The organism is Methanomassiliicoccaceae archaeon DOK, from assembly GCA_009911715.1.
GTDB lineage: Archaea > Thermoplasmatota > Thermoplasmata > Methanomassiliicoccales > Methanomethylophilaceae > Methanoprimaticola.
On record CP047880.1, the window covers coordinates 1,293,952 to 1,310,672 of the forward strand.

Below are 16,721 nucleotides of genomic sequence, written 5' to 3' on the forward strand. Positions count from 1 at the left end.
TAAGATGCTGACAAAGAGGATCATTCCGTGCCTTGACGTGAAGAACGGCAAGGTCGTAAAAGGGATCAACTTCAAAGGGCTCCGCGACGTGGGGTACCCGCCGGAGATGGCCGCGGCCTACGAGCTGCAGGGCGCCGACGAGATAACGTTCCTGGACATCACCGCGTCCCTGGAGACCAGGCAGACCATGCTCGACATCGTCTCGGAGACGGCCGGCAAGCTGTTCGTGCCACTGACCGTCGGAGGGGGCATCAGGAGCGTGGACGACATGAGGGACGCCCTCAACGCGGGAGCCGACAAGGTCTCCGTTAACTCCGCCGCCGTGAAGGACCCGGACATCATCTCCGAGTGCGCCGAGAGCTTCGGCAGGCAGTGCGTCGTCGTCGCCATCGACGGCAAGAGGGTCGACGACCACTGGGAGGTCTTCACCCACGGGGGAACGAAGCCCACCGGCATCGACGCCGTCGAATGGGCCAAGAGGGCCGAGGACCTGGGCGCGGGCGAGATCCTGCTCACGTCCATGGACACGGACGGCGTGAAGACCGGCTACGACATCCCGCTCACCGCCGCCGTGGCGGACGAGGTCAGCATACCCGTCATCGCCTCCGGCGGATGCGGATGCAAGGAGCACATCTACGACGTCTTCGCACAGACCGGTGCGTCGGCGGCGCTGGCGGCATCCATCTTCCATTACAACGAATGCACTGTCGGAGGGGTCAAGGAGTACCTCAGGGACAGGGGGATCGTGGTCAGATGAACGACCTGAAATACGACGAGAAGGGACTGATCCCCGTCGTGGTCCAGGACTGGATCACCAACGAGGTGCTCATGGTCGCATGGGCGAACGAAGAGGCAGTCTCCAAGATGTACGAGACCGGATACACCCACTTCTGGTCCAGAAGCAGGCAGAAGCTCTGGAAGAAGGGGGAGGAGTCCGGGCACCTCCAGAAGATCAAGTCCATCCAGAAGGACTGTGACGCCGACACCCTGCTGGTCAGGGTGGAGCAGGTCGGCGGCATCGCCTGCCACCTGAACAAGCCCTCATGCTTCGACGAGACCATCTACGGCAGCACCGAGGAGACGATGGCCATCATCCCCGACCTCAGGAGGGTCCTGAAGGACAGGCACGAGAACCCCGAGGAGGGCAGCTACACCTGCAAGCTCTACGACAACGAGACGAAGATGTGCAAGAAGATCGTGGAGGAAGCCACCGAGTTCGTCCTGGCCATCAAGGACCGCAGCGAGGACGAGATGTGCGGCGAGCTTGCCGACCTGATCTACCACACCATGGTCGCCGTCGAGAAGATGGGCGTCCCCATGGGGAAGGTCTACAGGGAGCTCTGGGAGAGGTCGCAATGAGGGCCGATCTCCACACCCACACAGTGTTCAGCGACGGGGAGCTGATCCCCGCCGAGCTCGTGAGGAGGGCGATGGTCCTCGGTCACGACATGATCGCCATCACCGACCACGTGGACATGACCAACGTGGAGTTCGTGGCGTCCAACGTCGCGAAGGCCGTGGAGCTCTGCGAGGACTACATCAGGGTCATCCCCGGGGTGGAGATCACCCACGTCCCGCCGTCCAAGATCGACCACGTGGCGAAGCTCGCGAGGAGAAACGGGGCGGAATGGATCGTGGTCCACGGGGAGACCGTCACGGAGCCCGTCGCCCCTGGAACCAACCGCGCGTCCGCCGAGAACCCCGAGATCGACGTGCTGGCGCACCCCGGCTTCATCACGGTCGAGGAGGCGCAGATCGCCAAGGACAACGACGTCCTGCTGGAGGTCTCCGGCCGCGCCGGGCACAACATCACCAACGGCCATGTGGTCAACGTGGCCAGGGCGGTCGGCGCCAGGATGGTCGTCGACTCCGACACCCACTCCCCCGAGAACCTCATGGACGACGCCGCGGCCAGGACCGTGGCTTTCGGCGCCGGCATGACCAAGGAGGAGGCGGAGAGGGCGCTGTACGTCACCCCCTACGAGGCCACCAGGCACATCGCCTGAACGGCCCACCCGCCGGGGCCGACGGCCCCGGCCCTCCGCTGGAGGTCACTCAAAGCTTTTAATTAGAGGTACGGTCTAATCGTCCCGATGACCCAGCGTGAGGACATCTACTGGAACACGTTCCTCCCCGCATTCTTCACTAGGATATCCGACATCATCAAGAACAGGATAACCGCGGAGCTGGAACCGCTCGGGCTCACCAACGCCCACGCCATCTACATCATGGCGCTCACGCTGAAGGACGGGCAGACCATGGTCGGCCTGTCACAGTTCCTCGACCTGGACACCTCCAACACCAACCACGTGATCAAGGTGCTGAGGGAGAGGGACCTGGTCTGCGACGACCGCGTCGACCAGTCCAAGAAGAAGTTCAGGATATTCCTGACGCCGGAGGGGAGGCTCCTGGGCCTGTACCTCATGGACTTCCAGACCAACGTGGTCAACGAGTGCTTCAAGGGCATCTCCGACGAGGAGATCCTGTTCATGCGCAACATCATGATCAGGCTGCTGGAGAACATCGACCCCGACCTGGAGAACTACATGCAGAGCAGGTACCAGGACCCGTTCTACACCTACCTGCACGTGGACCTCGGGGACGAGAAGTTCCATGTGGTCAACCACATCCGCAGGCGCCACAGGGACGAGGAGTGAAAGAATCATATCCGCGTAAACCATACGGGAGAGGTAGTCAGAGGGAGAACCATGGGAAGGATCGTATCCATTGTTTCCAGTCCCAGAGAGCAGGGCAACACGGACACCCTGGTCCACAAGGCGATGGTCGGAGCCATGGGCCTCTCCACCAACACGTTCTCGCTCTACCGCATCGCCAGGATGCGCATGCGCGGATGCATGGCTTGCGAGGCCTGCAAGTCCCGCGGAAGTTGTATCCAGGAGGACGAGCTCACGCCCGTCCTCGAGGACATCCGCGACGCGGACGCCCTGATCGTCTCCACGCCGGTGTACTTCGGCCAGGCGTCATGGGCGTACCGCATCTTCGAGGACAGGATGTACTCGTTCCTGGACAAGGATCTGAGGTCCACCCTGCCCGAGGGCAAGGACCTGATCATCGTCGTCAGCTACTCCTCCGACAGGGAGGCCGCGGAGAGGATCGCGGACCACATCAGGCATCTGATGGTGGACTTATTCCGCTTCAGGCACGTGGGGACCATGATCTACTGCGACCACAGCAGGACGACCCACGCCAAGGACGACGAGGAGGCCTGCCGCATCGCGGTCAGCCTGGGGACGTCCCTGCATGTCGCCGTCCCGTTCGACAACCACTCCGTCGTGTCGATGCCCGAGGACGATGCCCGTCGCGGCAACACGCGCCTCGAGCCCGGATTCGTCTGGAAATCCCAGTGAATCCGCATATTTTATTCTGGAATTGTCCCGAAACAGTGGCAGCCATGCAGTTCCACGGGTGCTGTGTCATCATAAATGATGTTGGACGAATCTTTTTTGATGAATGACCCAATATTTTTTTAAACCCCTGTTGCTATTACTTATTCAACCGAATTATGGGACGCCCCCATCCGTACGGGGATGGCGGTTGTCCGTGCAGGTCCGGTTCCGCACCTTAACCGGTTCCTGCGAAGGGATCGGGGGTGGGGAACGTTCTCCTCCTTACACGACTCCGCCCCGATCCCAGGTCTTCGAAACCCCCTTACGATGATCCGAGGGACGCCCGACCCGCGACTGTCCGGAGACGGATGGAGAAAAAGAAAAAGGGTGTCCGCCCGCTGCCACGGGCGGACGGAGGAAATAATGGAAGAGGTTTGTTGGCTTTCTTCCGAAGATCCCTCGGATCATCCAGACGAGTAGTCCTCTTCTGTGGTGTCGTTGGGATCGTCGTTGCGGTGGAGTATAAACCAAATTGGTACATAAACCAACAGGATGATCGCACCCAGGATCACAGACTGATATCCGTAGATTGCGATGCTGTATACAGCGCATCCGGGGATCAGGATGAAGAACTGGTAGATCATGATGGCCCATGCGACGTAGTACCATCCCTTCGGTGCTATGTACTCCCTCTTGTCCCTGATCTCCTTCCAGCGGTCCTCGCGCCTGAACTTGATGAAACTCATCATGGCGAATCCGAGGGCGATGCAGAATCCGAACGAGGAGGCGGCCAGAATCATGGCGGGGCTTCCCAGGGGGATCATGCACATACCGACCACGAACTGGAAGAGCATGGCGTAGATGGGAGCGTCGTTCTTGTTGGTGTGGCTGATGAACTTGGGCATGTTGCCGTGCTGCGACATGCAGTGCAGCGTCCTGGAGGATCCGAGGAACGCGGTCTGGATCAGCATGACCATTCCGGCGACCAGCAGGATCAGAGCGATCCAGGAACCGACGTCGCCGAAGTCGATGATGGCGATGGGCACCAGGGTGGCGTAGCCGTACTCGTTGATTCCCTCCATTCCGAGGGTTCCGAACACGGACAGCGAGACGAGGAAGTAGATGACCAGACAGACCAGTCCGCAGCTGATGAGTGCCTTGGGCAGGTTCTTTCCGGGGTCCTTGTACTCGGCACCGTACGTGGCTGTCGACTCCCAGGCGCAAGCGCTCCACTGGGCGACGGCGAAGGCACCGAACATCACGAAGATGTCATGGATGGACCAGCCCCACTCCGGGGGAAGGAACTCGTCGACGATGACCTGGGTGTCGAACGCTCCGTTGAAGAACGGGATGAGGACGACGACGACCAGCGGAATGATCGTGATCGCGGCGAGGACGAGACCGAACTTGGCTCCTCCGGAGAGACCCTTGGAACCGAAGAACGTGATGAGTGAGAATATGATGAATCCGAGCACGAGGTTGAGCAGGGTCGAGTTGACGCCCGCCAGAGGCTCGATGAACTCCTGGAGGTAGGCTCCCGCGGTGATGGTGAAGATCGGGATGACGGGGGTCCAGGTGAACCAGTAGGACCAGGCGCAGAACGCACCTACGAACTTTCCGAGGTTGTACTTCTTACCCTTGTACTTCTGAGGATTGTTGAAAACCCTCTGTGCACACGCACCGATACCGGGCACCTCTAGTGCCGCGGCCATTTCTCCGATGGCCATGTTCTGGAGGAAACCCTGGATGACCGACACCGTCCAGATGACGATACTGAACGCCCAGACCGAGCCTGAGATGTCGTACAGAGAGGGAAGGATCAGGATGGGCACACCCATGGCGATGATGAGACCCTGCTTCCAGTCGATCGACTTGGCGAGGGTGTTCGCCGGCCTCCTCTGGCATGACACGAAACTATCTTCTTCTGACATATAACGCACCCCTGGACCGGGAGATGGTATAGACATCCTCCATGTCCGGTTGTCTGTTATTGGATTAAACTCAATCCATCAGTATTTAATCGTTTTGGGTAAATATAGAAACATTTTTATATCGGGTCAAATTAATCGGCTATTAAATGTGCTTGCTCAAAATTTCTGATATTTAAAATAATCCTATTTACGAGAAAATAGTTGATTTTTAAGTGAATTTTTAAATACCAAAAAAATATCAGCCTCGGCTTTACTTATTATCAAGTAGAATCATCAGAAAACTGTACCCATTTTTCTGCATCCAGCGATGATTCCGAGGGGTTTTTCCACATGGTAATTCCAATACTATTGTGATAACAGACGCCTTTTGATGACAGAAACCGCGGGATTCTATGTAATCTACATACGACCAACGGACGGACCACCCATCCAACGGACAGACTCCTCCGGCGACCTGCCGCGGCGGGGATGCGCTCACCTTTATAGGGCCCCTCCGATAACGGTGCATGCCAGAAATCGCAATCATCGGCGGCACGGGGATCTACAACCCCGACACCTTCGAGACCATCGAGGAGGTCTTCCCCGACACACCCTACGGGAAGCCCTCGGACCCCATCCTCGTCGGAAGGATCAACGGTGTGGAGGTCGCGTTCCTCTACCGCCACGGCAAGAGGCACCAGTACCCTCCGACCAACGTCCCCTACAGGGCCAACATGTGGGCGCTGAAGGAGCTCGGCTGCAAGTACATCATCTCAGCCTGCGCCGTCGGGTCCCTGCAGGAGCAGTTCGTCCCCGGGGACCTGGTCATCGCGGACCAGTTCATCGACTTCACCAAGAGGAGGGACTACACCTACTTCGACGACAGCGCGGTGCACATCTCCATCCCCGACCCCTTCTGCCCCTACCTGAACGGGATCTTCGCCGAGACCGCGGAGGAGATGGGCATCAGGTACCACAGAGGCGGAACATACCTGTGCATCGAGGGCCCCAGGTTCTCCACCAGGGCCGAGAGCAACATGTTCAGGCAGTTCGCCGACATCATCGGCATGACCGTCGTCCCCGAATGCCAGCTGGCCAGGGAGCTCGGCCTCTGCTACTGCAGCCTCGCCACCATCACAGACTACGACGTGTGGAAGGACGAGCCCGTGGACATCGCCATGGTCAACAGGACCATGTCCGAGTGCCTCGCCAAGGTCCTCACCCTCCTCGAGAGGGGCCTGCCCAAGATCGGGGACGGGTGCTCCGAGTGCATCGAGGCGGCCAAGGGCGCCGGGGCGCTCTGACCGTCCTCTCAACAGGCGGGGCTCCGCCCCGCCCTCCTCCATCACCACATGATCGTTTTCGCCTACGGCACGCTCACCGTCGACATCGTCCGCGACAGGGTGCTAGGTCATCCCGTCGACACCGGGGACGCCGTGCTCCGCGGGTACTCCAAGGTCTGCGGGTGGGACTACCTCACGCTGGTGCCCTCGGACTCCTCGGTCAGGGGAGTGGTGTTCGAGGCGGATGCCGACGACGTGGCGCGCATGGACGTCTGGGAGGACGTCCCCGTGTACTCCCTGGTCCCGGTTACCGTGGAGACCGACGACGGCCCCGCGGAGGCGCACACCTACATCATGGGCACCCCGCCGGAGCACTACGAGACGGTGGACGACTCCTGCGTGGCCGCCATCCCCATCCTGGAGATCATGGCCGACCTGGACAGGATGCTCGGCCGCAGGCGATGGGGACTCCGTTCGCGTTTTTGATATCATTTCCGTTGAGTGAATTCCGTTTTTGATATTATCAATGTGCCATTGATTGTATGTTTATATTGTTATATGCATATCAAGGCGGATGTTCCGCAGCATAGAGGCCACCCTGGAGCGCTGGAGGGCCGGCGACAGGAGGGAGCCGCTCGTCGTCGAGGGTGTCCACGGCTGCGGAAAGACCCACACGCTGGAGAGGTTCGCGGAGAGGTTCTTCCCGGACCATGTGCGCCTAGACCTGAGGGAGAACGTGGCGGAGCAGGCGGTGTCGGTGGGGCAGCCCGTCAGGATCGTGTCCGAGATCGGGAGGCTCACGGGGACCGAGGTCACCGAGAGAACCCTGATCATCCTGGACAGCTTGGAGAGGGCGCCGGCGGTCATGGACAACGTCCGCAGGCTGGCCGCCAGCGGGCTCTGCGCCGGCGTCGCCTGCGCGTGCGCACGCGTCGGGACGGTGCCCGGATCGATCCCGATGCACCCGATGTCCTTCGACGAGTTCCTGGTCGCCTGCGGGGAGGAGGGCCTCGCTGAATCACTCTCCGACCCCTTCTCCGAAACGGTCGCATCAAGCCACGGGAGGCTGCTGTCGCTGATGCGGGAGTACTGGGCGGTCGGGGGTCTGCCTGGGGCGGTGTCAGCGTGGCTGTCAACAGGCGACAGCCGCATGGTGGACCAGGAGATCTCCAGGGTCCTCGACTCCATCCGCGAGGACGCGATGCTGTCGGTGCCGGGGATCGCCGGAACGCTGTGGTCCGTGATGACCAGCGTCCCGGAGCAGCTCTCCGGGAGGAACCGCAAGTTTATGTTCAGCCGGGCGGTGCCCGGGGCCAGGTCCAAGACCCTCTTCGAGTCCATTCGCTGGCTGGAGTCCTGCGGGGCCGTCCACAGGCTGCGCATCGCCGAGGACGTGGACCCCGCGGACGACGGGGACTCCGTCCCGCCCAGCTTCAAGCTCTACGCCTTCGACACGGGTGCGCTGAGGGTCCTGGCGGGGATCCCGCTGGAGATGCTCCTGTCGGAGCAGAGGGCCGCTGCGATGCCCGCGGACGGCCTCGCCGAGGACTTCGCCCTGACCGAGATGATCCGCTCCGGGATGGAGGGGATGTACTGCTGGAGGTCGGGGAACAGAGCAGAGGTGGCGTTCGTCATCGGCTCCGGAGAACACAGGGTGCCGATGCAGCTCAACATCGGCAGGATGGCCTTCACACGCAGCATCGCCGAGTTCAGAAGGAGGCACCCGTCGGAGAAGGGCGTGTACCTGTCCCCTCTGGCGCCGGACCTAGGAGCAGACCCCGTCAGGATCCCGATCTACGCGGCCGGGCACCTCCGCGACATCCTCCCGGAGGCTTCGACGACATCGTCGATGGGACAGCAAGATTGAAGTACGAGCGCAAACACTGTTCGCGGACATGGTGAAGAAGACCAAAGGCCAGACGCTGGCCGAAGACATCCTGTCCAACCCCAAGAGCCTCCCCGAGAAGGACCCGAAGCTCCTGGAGAAGGCCGCGGAGTTCTGCGAGGGGTACAAGGCGTTCCTCGCCAACAAGACCGAGCGCGAGGTCATAGACTACGTCCTGCCCATCCTGAAAGACCGCGGGTACACCGAGTACGTCCGCGGAACGAAGTACAAGGCGGGCGCCAAGTTCTACAAGGTCAACCGCAGCAAGACCATCATGATGTGCACCAAGGGAAAGAAACCGGTGTCCGAGGGCATCCGCGTGTGCGTGGCGCACATCGACAGCCCCAGGCTGGACTTCAAGCCCCACCCGCTGTTCCAGGACGCGGACATGGCGTTCTTTAAGACCCACTACTACGGGGGCATCAAGAAGTACCAGTGGACCACCATCCCACTTTCCATAAGGGGTGTGGTGCACACCTCCGACGGGAAGACGGTGAAGGTCAGGATCGGCGAGGAGGACGACGAGCCGTCGTTCCTGATCACCGACCTGCTCCCGCACCTGGCGCAGAACCAGATGAGGAAGAACGCCTCCGAAGTCGTGGAGGGGGAGCAGCTGAACCTGCTGCTGGGATCCTGGCCCTACGACGACGAGAAGGTGAAGGACAGGGTGAAACTTGCCATCATGCAGATCCTGAACGAGAAGTACGGCATCAGGGAGGACGACTTCGAGACCGCGGAGCTCTGCGCGGTACCGGCGTTCAAGGCGAGGGACCTGGGCTTCGACAGATCGATGGTCGCGGGCTACGGGCAGGACGACAGCTCCTGCGCCTACGCCCAGTTCATGGCCGAGCTCGACGTGAAAGACCCGGAGTACACCACCATGACGATCTTCGCCGACAAGGAGGAGACCGGCTCCGACGGCGTGACCGGCATGAGGTCGTTCTTCTTCAGGGACTTCGTGGAGGACCTGGCGCAGGATGAGGGATGCGAGGTCAGGCACGTGCTGCAGAACTCCGTCTGCCTGTCGTGCGACGTGAGCGCGGCGTTCGACCCTGCCTACCCGGACGTGCAGGAGAGGAACAACTGCTGCTACCTGAACCACGGCCCGTGCATCGCGAAGTACGACGGCGCCAGGGGCAAGTACAGCACCAACGACGCCTCTGCGGAGATGATGGACTACGTCATCGGCATCTTCAGGGACGCCGGCGTGACGTGGCAGATCGGAGAGCTGGGGAAGATTGACCTGGGCGGAGGAGGCACCATCGCCTCGGAGATCTCGGTGCACGACATCGACACCGTGGACATCGGTGTGCCTGTGCTGTCCATGCACGCGCCCGTGGAGGTCACCGCCAAGGCGGACGTGTACATGCTCTACAAAGCAGTGCTGGCACTGTACAATTCCAAGAAGGCCAAGGCCTTCTGAACCCTTTTTTCCGGATGGGCTAACGCCCATCCATTCTTCTCATCTCAGGTTCCTTCCGCAGGACCTGCAGAACGCATCGTCGGGATTCACGACGGAACCGCACTCCGGACAGAACGCCCCGCTGCCGGGCTCGTCCTCGACCTTCCTGAACACGCCGAAGGTGGCCAGTCCGGGGAAGCAGAGGAACAGTGCCAGAAAGGGGAACCCGTAGACCAGCCCAATGATCGTAACGGCCACGGACGCCACGGATATGGCCAGCAGGATGATGCTGGCGGTGCTCAGCTTCGCCATCGGAGCCTCCTGCCGCAGACACCGCAATACGTGTCCTTGATGGACAGAGGCGCGCCGCAGTTGGGGCAGTATCCGTTGCCCTCGCCGGGATCTGACTCCGGCTTGGGAAGGTCGGTGACGACTTGTTCCGCCGCCTTGGGCGGATCGGGAATCGCCGCGGAACGGGAGTCCACGTTGCCCCTTCCGAAAAGGACGGCGCCGGCGGCCACCACAGAGGTGAACACGAACACCAGCCCGGTCCAGACCGGCCCGTGGTAGATAATCATGAAGGGCATGGCGAGGAACACGACCACGCCGAGGATCATGAGGATCAGACCCAGGGCCTTCATCGACCCGGGGCTCATAGCTTCCTCCCGCAGACGCCGCAGAACTGGAAGCCCTTCTCCAGAGGGGACCCGCAGTAGGGGCAGAATCCGTTGGACTCGCCGTCGTGCGCCTCGGGCTCGACCTCGTGCGGGAGCTCAAACCCGGGAATCTGGCTCTCCTTGGGCCTGAAGCCCTCGTCCCTCCTGGACCTGACGACGATGTAGAGTCCGTAGGCTACGACGAGGACGCCGACGAGGGAGAACAAGGCGCCGGGCCCGACAGACATGGAGGAGGTCATGGCGATCCATATCAGTCCGAATATGACGTAGAACATTCCGGCGAAGACGCTGCCGACCCTGATTGACATCCCATCACCTTTGGTTGGGAATTGGCTGGAGGGTAATTAACGTTTGTCGGTGACTGGTGGAGGTGTGGAAAATCTCCGTTCCAGCGGAAGTGCCAGCATGGATAGGAATAGGTTGAAGTTGGGTCCCCGACCCCTTAACTCCGGGGACCCGTTTGCTGTTCAGGTTTCTGGTGAGTTGCGCTCTCTCAACGCGGGAGCAGATGTACTCGTTTGTTCGCGTTCTTGTGCGTTCAACCCTTTGTATTCGTTGCTGTTGTTACCTTCAGCTCCTCATGAGCCTCATGGCAACCATGATGGCCATGATCACGATGAGGATGACGAGGACGATCAGGAGGTAGTCGGTGAGACCCATGTCGGATCCGTTTCCTCCCTCGATGACAACAGATGTGTCTGCGGGGGTGGCTCCGGAGGCAGCGAGAGTGAAGGACACATCGCCGGCGTTGATGGTGATGGTTCCTCCATTCTGGACGGTCTGTCCGTTGAAGGTGATGGTTGCGTTGTCGATGCTGTAGTTGGCGTTGGCCGTGATGGTCACGGTGTGGGTGCCGACAGACAGGTAGTATCCATAATTCTCACCAATTGTCAGGTATGTGTCGATGGTCAGGCCGTCGATGTAGATGGTCAGACCGGTTCCCTGGGAGATGGTTCCGGGGACGTCCGAGACAGCGAACTGAGCGTAGGCGGCATCGTAGGCGGAGATCCTGTCGGTGTTGCCGAAAGCAGCTTCCTGCTGTCCGGCGACAGCCTCCTCGGCGGTCTCGTACCACCTGGGGTTGGTGTCGTATCCGTTCAGCTCGATGGCTCCGTCGGCACCGTTGATGGAGTTGACGGGGAGGGTGCTGGTTCCGTAGGCGTAGATGGTGGCATACTCGGCCTCGTTGATGTAGTACACGGTGCTGGCAGCCTCGGACTCGCCGGTGGCGGGGTTGAGCTGGATGGCGGCTCCGCTGAGGTCGGCTCCGGCGTAGGCCAGGATGTATCCGAATCCGGCGGGGCTGAATGTGACGGTTCCAGTAACGGCCCCGGTCGCTGCGGAGTTGAGCTGGGAGGGCTTGTCTCCGAGAATCAGCTTTCCGAAGCTGTTGGCAGAGGTTCCGCCGATGACCAGCTCCTCTCCGTCGGCGACGGACAGGGTTCCGGTGACGCGGACGGTGTTGGTGTCGATGTTGAGTCCCTTGGAAGCGTCCAGGGTTCCGGAGACCTCGATGGCTCCGATTCCGTCGATACCGTCGGCGTGGTTGACCTCGAGGGTTCCCTCGATGACGACCAGAGGCTGTCCCTTGTCGCCGGTGGCCGTGACATTGAGGTCGCCGGCGTTGTCGATGACCATGGTGGCTCCGGAGGCGACGGTCAGTGTCGCATCCTTTCCGACGATGACGTCGGCTGTGACGGTGCCGGCGGACACGGTGACGGCTCCAATGTATTCTCCGGAGACCTTGACGTCGTACTCGGTGGCGGAGGCTCCCTCGGTGACCGTGGTCTGGAGGGTGACGCTCTGGGCGTTGGTCATCTGGACGGACGCGTTGGAGGTTCCGTCTCCGCAGGGGGCTGCGAAGGTGGCGGAGACGCGGGTGTTGTCTCCGATCTGGACGTTGACGTTTCCTCCGAGGGTGATGGTTCCCGCGGAGAGGATTGTCATGTTCTCGGGGGCGTTCGGGTTGGTGGTGTCGACGGTCATCTTCACGATGCTGATGTTCAGGGCGAGGTCCTCCACGGATGTGAAGGTGACGTCTCCGGCGGAGACGATTCCCTTGATGGTGACCGTGTTTCCGGCGAGGTTGTCGTTCTCGCTCGCGGTCTCGGCGGCGAATGCGATGTTGGAGACGTACCAGTAGGTGGAGGCTCCGGACATGATTCCGAAGTGGGCTCCGGCGACGTTGGCCATGGCCGCGGGCTCCGCGGAGGTCATGGTCCTGGCGTAGAAGACGCCGTTGATGACGATCTCGGAGTCCTCGTCCTCGGTGTTCACGGTGATGGCGCCCTCGGTGGTCTCGAGCATGGCGAGGGTTCCGTTGACGGTCAGTGTGGCTCCGTCGACGTAGATGGAGCTGTTGTTGTTGTCCGCTGCGGGTGCGACGTTGGTTGTGACGGTCACTCCCTCGGGGATGGTGAGGTCCTCCTCGATGGTGATGGCCCTGTTGAGGGTGATCTCGGTCATTCCGGACTCGATGGCGTTGGCCAGGGAGGTCCAGGTCCTGGAGGCACCCTGGGTGGACATGACGTCGGCGAGGACGGCCTTGACGTTGAGGTCCTCGGCGTAGTCCTGGGATGTGAAAGTTCCCTCGACGACGATCTGTGTGGTGTTTCCTCCGGTTATCGTGGCTCCGTCCGCAAGGACGACGGTGGCGTCCTCTCCGACGGTGATGGACCCGTTGTTCTGGATCTGCACGTCGATTCCGGTAGCGATGCTCACGTCCTCTCCGACGGTGACGTTTCCGAGCACGGTGATCCTGTCGTTGTCGGCATCGAGGGCGGCAGCGACGGCGTCAGCGAAGTTGGTGTAGTAGTCTGTGGTGGTGGCATCGACGCCCGTGGTCTTGACGACGTACTTGACGGCGTTGATGTTGGTGATGGCCATGGCGTTTTCGGATGTTGCGATAAGTCCGTTGACCGTGATGGGTCCGGAACCTGTCATCTCCTTGTTGTCGGCAGGGTTCGCATTCTTGGCGGTGAAGAACTCGATTCCTCCATCCACCACGAGGGCGTGGTTGACGGTGAAGTTGACATAGTTGCCGAAGTTGAGTTCGGCTCCCTCTGCGACCATGACATAGGCAGAGGCTTCATCATCCATTGTGCTCTTGACGGGAGCTATGTCGTTGCTGCTTATCAGGACGGTCGCCGAGTTGTCGTTGATAACGGCTGTGGCCTCTCCGCTTACAGACATGACGGTCCTGTAGTTGCGTACGTTCTTGTCCTCGGCACCGGTGGTGTCGACGTAGTCGAACCTCTCGCTGACGACGGATACGGTGACGTTCTCCACATTGGTGAGAGAGACGACGTTTCCGTCGGAGACGAACTGGCCTTCCCTGATGGACTCGTCCAGGATTCCCTTGTCGGTGACGTTGACGGTTCCAGAGACGGATCCGATTGTGATGGTCTGGCCATCGTACAGGACGATGGTGGCACCGGTGGATGTTCCATCGATGGAGACGGTGCCGAAGTCGTGGATGAATCCGGACATTGTTCCGTTCATGGCGAGGGTTCCGTAGACCTCGAACATGTCGGCGTATCCGGACTTGCCGGCTCCTACCTTGTCATATCCGGTTGCAGGTGCCTCGAGGATGTTCTTGTTCCTGTTGTTGTCGGCGACGCCGGCGATGGTGACGGTTCCGTTCTCGTTGATGACGAAGTCTCCGTCGACGTCGAGGACGGATCCGCCTGTGGCGTACTCTCCAACGGTGACGGTTCCGTTGATCTCGGCGGAGGAACCGGCCTTGAACTCGGCCTCTCCGAGGATTGTCAGAGTTCCGTTCACGACGAGGCTCCCGCTCTGGTAGACGTACATTGTCGTCCTTGCGGGAACGGTGGCGGTGCTGTCGATAACGAGGGTTCCGTAGACGTCGACGAGGGATGTGACGTTACCGGTGAGGGTCAGGGTGGTTCCGTATCCGACGCTGACCTGGCTGGAGGTGTTCTGGTAGACGACATCCTCGTTGTTAACATCAACGGAGGATCCATCCTTGGCGTCGACGATGATGAAGAGGTCGGACTCTGTGATGTCGAGGGAGGATCCCTTGCTGACAACGATGCTGGAGTCTGTCCTGTTGCTCTGGACTGTCACATCCTCCATCGTCACGGAGGCCCTCTGTCCGGCATCGGTTCCTTTTCCGATCTGGATTGTGATGTCCGATCTTTCAGCGATCTCGATGGTGATTCCGTTGAGGTCGAGTGTGTCCGTGATGACTATCTTTCCGCTTCCGGTGAAGTTGACGGTCATTCCGGGCTGAGCTGTCTTGAGAGCTTCGACGGCCTCGGGATTGTCGCCTGTACCGCTGATAGTGATCGTGATGTCAGTCTCGCTCATGTCGGTGACGTTTCCGGGCGTAGTGACGAACGTGAGGACCTCGCTCTCGTTCATGGCATAGACCTTGCATCCGTTGGCACTATTGACAATGGGCTTCGCAAGAGCATCGGACTCGGCCCTGAGGCTTCCGAGAACGAACAGTTTCGCAGAGTCCTGGAGGGTGATCTTTCCGTTCTCGCCGTCAAAGATGACGGTCTCGTTGCTTCCGATGACTACATTTTCGGTCACGTTGATCGGGGAAGAGATCGTGATGGATCCGATGGTGACTTTGTTGAGGTTGACGGTGTATCTCTCATTGGCAGTGACGCCGTTGAGCTTGGTGTCGAAATCGCTGTAGATTCCAGAGGCGATTGTCTGTCCCTGGGTTCCGAGGATCTCCACGGTGGTTCCTGTGAATTTGATGTGCGAGTTTCCGTTGCCCTCAAAGGAGATGTCAACAGAAGCGACAGTGTCGTTTCCGGAAATCCTGTTGACGGTTCCGTCGAAGGATCCGTTTCCGCGGATGTACATGGATCCATCAGCGTTGAAATTGACGGTTCCAGTCGCACCAGCCTTGTTTACGAACAGGGTTCCGGAGTAGGGCTCATCGCCGAAGGATCCGACGAGAGTAACGTTGGTTTTCGCAGATCCAGTGAAGGATCCATCCGCGACGTAAATCGCGTCGATTCCGCTGTTGCTGGCAGTGATGCTGTCAGCTTTGACTGTTCCAGCGGCTCCGACGGAGAGTTTTCCGTTCTCACCGACGATAATGGTTTCGGCCTTGAGGGTTCCGTTCACGATGAGGGTTCCCTGGACGCTCACATTGGTGTAAGACTCCTCCCCAGTGATGGTGTAAGTGACTCCAGCAGCGACACTGAAGTTGTTCTGAACAATGTCTCCGTTAGCATCCTGAGTGTAGTTGGTCTCAGGCACTGTGGTGTCATAGTCATAATCGGTGTAGTCTGTCCTGTCGTAGACGTTGGTGCAGTCCTGGTAGTCGTTGTCGTCCACAAGACTGTCCTCCTGGGCAGGGGTGAGACCGAGGGTGGTTGTTGTGAAAGAATCAGATCCGAAACGGTCGTTCATAGAGTATTTCTCGGCCACAGTGATTCCAGAAGCGGACCATTCCTGGCTTCCAGAAGTAGCAGTGGATTTGAATCCCACGAAAGTGTTGCCCTTGATGTCGAGATTCGCATCGGATGTTCCATAGGGGAATATTGTGATGGCGTTAGCAAGCTCTCCGTTCTCGTCAAGCGTGAAGGTGCATCCGGTGATGGACACCTGCTTTCCGAGGAGTGTGATTCCAGACCTCTCGAGAGTCTGTTTATCATCTCCCTTGACGAAGATATTGAGTCCCTGAAGGGACACACCATCCACAGCAACAGCTGCTTTTCCATTGAGACCGTAGATGGCGAATCCGCCGTAGATGTTGACCTCGGCGTTCTCAGCCGCCTTAATGGTCAGGGGTTTGTCAATTTTATACACACTGTAGCTGGAGGAAGTACCGTAGTCTCCGGCGGACAGCACGAGTGTATCGTTGGGCTGAGCAGCATCGATGGCTGCTTGGAGGTTGTCAGCGGAATTGGGAGCAACATTAGTTTCCACTCCCTGGACCTCCTCAGAGGGCATGACGACAGCAAGCGCGCAAACAACCATGGCGAGCACGGCGATGGCGGCGAGCAGTTTGGTCTGCCTTCCTTTCTCATTCATGTTCATTATCATAGGAACACATGACGAATCCTTCCTAAACGGCGATTATACTCTTATGAAAATACATCAGAACGTAGGAAATTCATTATTGTCTGATGCAAAACGACGTATTGAAGGTGACAAATGACTCCAATGGAACTTTTGGTTTTCACCAATAAGACCATCATGTGATGTTACCAAAGCTGTTCAGGAGTTG

Annotated in this window: 14 protein-coding genes; 9 read left to right on the forward strand and 5 right to left on the reverse strand. The window is 59.6% G+C overall.

Annotated elements, in window-relative coordinates:
• Nucleotides 1-4: 4 nt before the first annotated feature.
• From hisF to JS82_06620, 5 genes are all read left to right on the forward strand, one after another.
• Nucleotides 5-757, forward strand: coding sequence for an imidazole glycerol phosphate synthase subunit HisF (hisF, locus tag JS82_06600; protein ID QHK17791.1), 753 nt, complete (start codon nucleotides 5-7; stop codon nucleotides 755-757).
• A complete protein-coding gene (locus tag JS82_06605; protein ID QHK17792.1) occupies nucleotides 754-1,359 on the forward strand; it encodes a bifunctional phosphoribosyl-AMP cyclohydrolase/phosphoribosyl-ATP diphosphatase HisIE in 606 nt (201 codons plus the stop codon). Before hisF ends, JS82_06605 begins: the two co-directional genes overlap by 4 nt.
• The gene (locus JS82_06610; protein ID QHK17793.1) at nucleotides 1,356-2,006 is read left to right on the forward strand and encodes a histidinol phosphate phosphatase domain-containing protein; all 651 of its coding nucleotides are present in this window, start codon (nucleotides 1,356-1,358) and stop codon (nucleotides 2,004-2,006) included. The genes JS82_06605 and JS82_06610 overlap by 4 nt, the downstream gene beginning before the upstream one ends.
• A gap of 87 nt (nucleotides 2,007-2,093) precedes the next feature.
• Complete coding sequence (locus JS82_06615; GenBank protein ID QHK17794.1) at nucleotides 2,094-2,657, forward strand: hypothetical protein; 564 nt, start codon at nucleotides 2,094-2,096, stop codon at nucleotides 2,655-2,657.
• 51 nt (nucleotides 2,658-2,708) lie between these two features.
• Nucleotides 2,709-3,368 (forward strand): hypothetical protein, encoded by a 660-nt coding sequence (locus JS82_06620; protein ID QHK17795.1) that lies wholly within the window; start codon nucleotides 2,709-2,711, stop codon nucleotides 3,366-3,368.
• A 443-nt stretch (nucleotides 3,369-3,811) separates the two neighbouring features.
• Here the strand turns inward: JS82_06620 and JS82_06625 are convergent, their stop codons facing one another.
• Complete coding sequence (locus JS82_06625; protein ID QHK17796.1) at nucleotides 3,812-5,278, reverse strand: amino acid permease; 1,467 nt, start codon at nucleotides 5,276-5,278, stop codon at nucleotides 3,812-3,814.
• Between the two features lie 506 nt (nucleotides 5,279-5,784).
• Between JS82_06625 and mtnP the strand changes: the two genes are divergently transcribed.
• The 4 genes from mtnP to JS82_06645 all read left to right on the forward strand — a co-directional run bounded on the left by mtnP (nucleotide 5,785) and on the right by JS82_06645 (nucleotide 9,848).
• A complete protein-coding gene (mtnP, locus tag JS82_06630) occupies nucleotides 5,785-6,561 on the forward strand; it encodes an S-methyl-5'-thioadenosine phosphorylase (GenBank protein QHK17797.1) in 777 nt (258 codons plus the stop codon).
• A 48-nt stretch (nucleotides 6,562-6,609) separates the two neighbouring features.
• Nucleotides 6,610-7,026 (forward strand): hypothetical protein, encoded by a 417-nt coding sequence (locus tag JS82_06635; GenBank protein QHK17798.1) that lies wholly within the window; start codon nucleotides 6,610-6,612, stop codon nucleotides 7,024-7,026.
• Between the two features lie 88 nt (nucleotides 7,027-7,114).
• Nucleotides 7,115-8,407 (forward strand): hypothetical protein, encoded by a 1,293-nt coding sequence (locus JS82_06640; GenBank protein QHK17799.1) that lies wholly within the window; start codon nucleotides 7,115-7,117, stop codon nucleotides 8,405-8,407.
• Nucleotides 8,408-8,438: 31 nt separating this feature from the next.
• Nucleotides 8,439-9,848 (forward strand): aminopeptidase, encoded by a 1,410-nt coding sequence (locus JS82_06645; GenBank protein QHK18424.1) that lies wholly within the window; start codon nucleotides 8,439-8,441, stop codon nucleotides 9,846-9,848.
• Nucleotides 9,849-9,887: 39 nt separating this feature from the next.
• On the opposite strand, the gene JS82_06650 is transcribed toward JS82_06645, so the two are convergent.
• From JS82_06650 to JS82_06665, 4 genes are all read right to left on the reverse strand, one after another.
• A complete protein-coding gene (locus tag JS82_06650) occupies nucleotides 9,888-10,139 on the reverse strand; it encodes a zinc-ribbon domain-containing protein (protein QHK17800.1) in 252 nt (83 codons plus the stop codon).
• On the reverse strand, nucleotides 10,127-10,483 hold the full coding sequence (locus JS82_06655; GenBank protein QHK17801.1) for a zinc-ribbon domain-containing protein: 357 nt from the start codon (nucleotides 10,481-10,483) through the stop codon (nucleotides 10,127-10,129). The genes JS82_06650 and JS82_06655 overlap by 13 nt, the downstream gene beginning before the upstream one ends.
• Nucleotides 10,480-10,812 (reverse strand): hypothetical protein, encoded by a 333-nt coding sequence (locus tag JS82_06660; GenBank protein ID QHK17802.1) that lies wholly within the window; start codon nucleotides 10,810-10,812, stop codon nucleotides 10,480-10,482. Before JS82_06660 ends, JS82_06655 begins: the two co-directional genes overlap by 4 nt.
• Nucleotides 10,813-11,074: 262 nt before the next feature.
• Nucleotides 11,075-16,525 carry a hypothetical protein gene (locus JS82_06665; protein QHK17803.1) on the reverse strand — a complete coding sequence of 1,817 codons (5,451 nt, stop codon included), beginning with the start codon at nucleotides 16,523-16,525 and terminating at the stop codon, nucleotides 11,075-11,077.
• Between the last annotated feature and the right edge of the window lie 196 nt (nucleotides 16,526-16,721).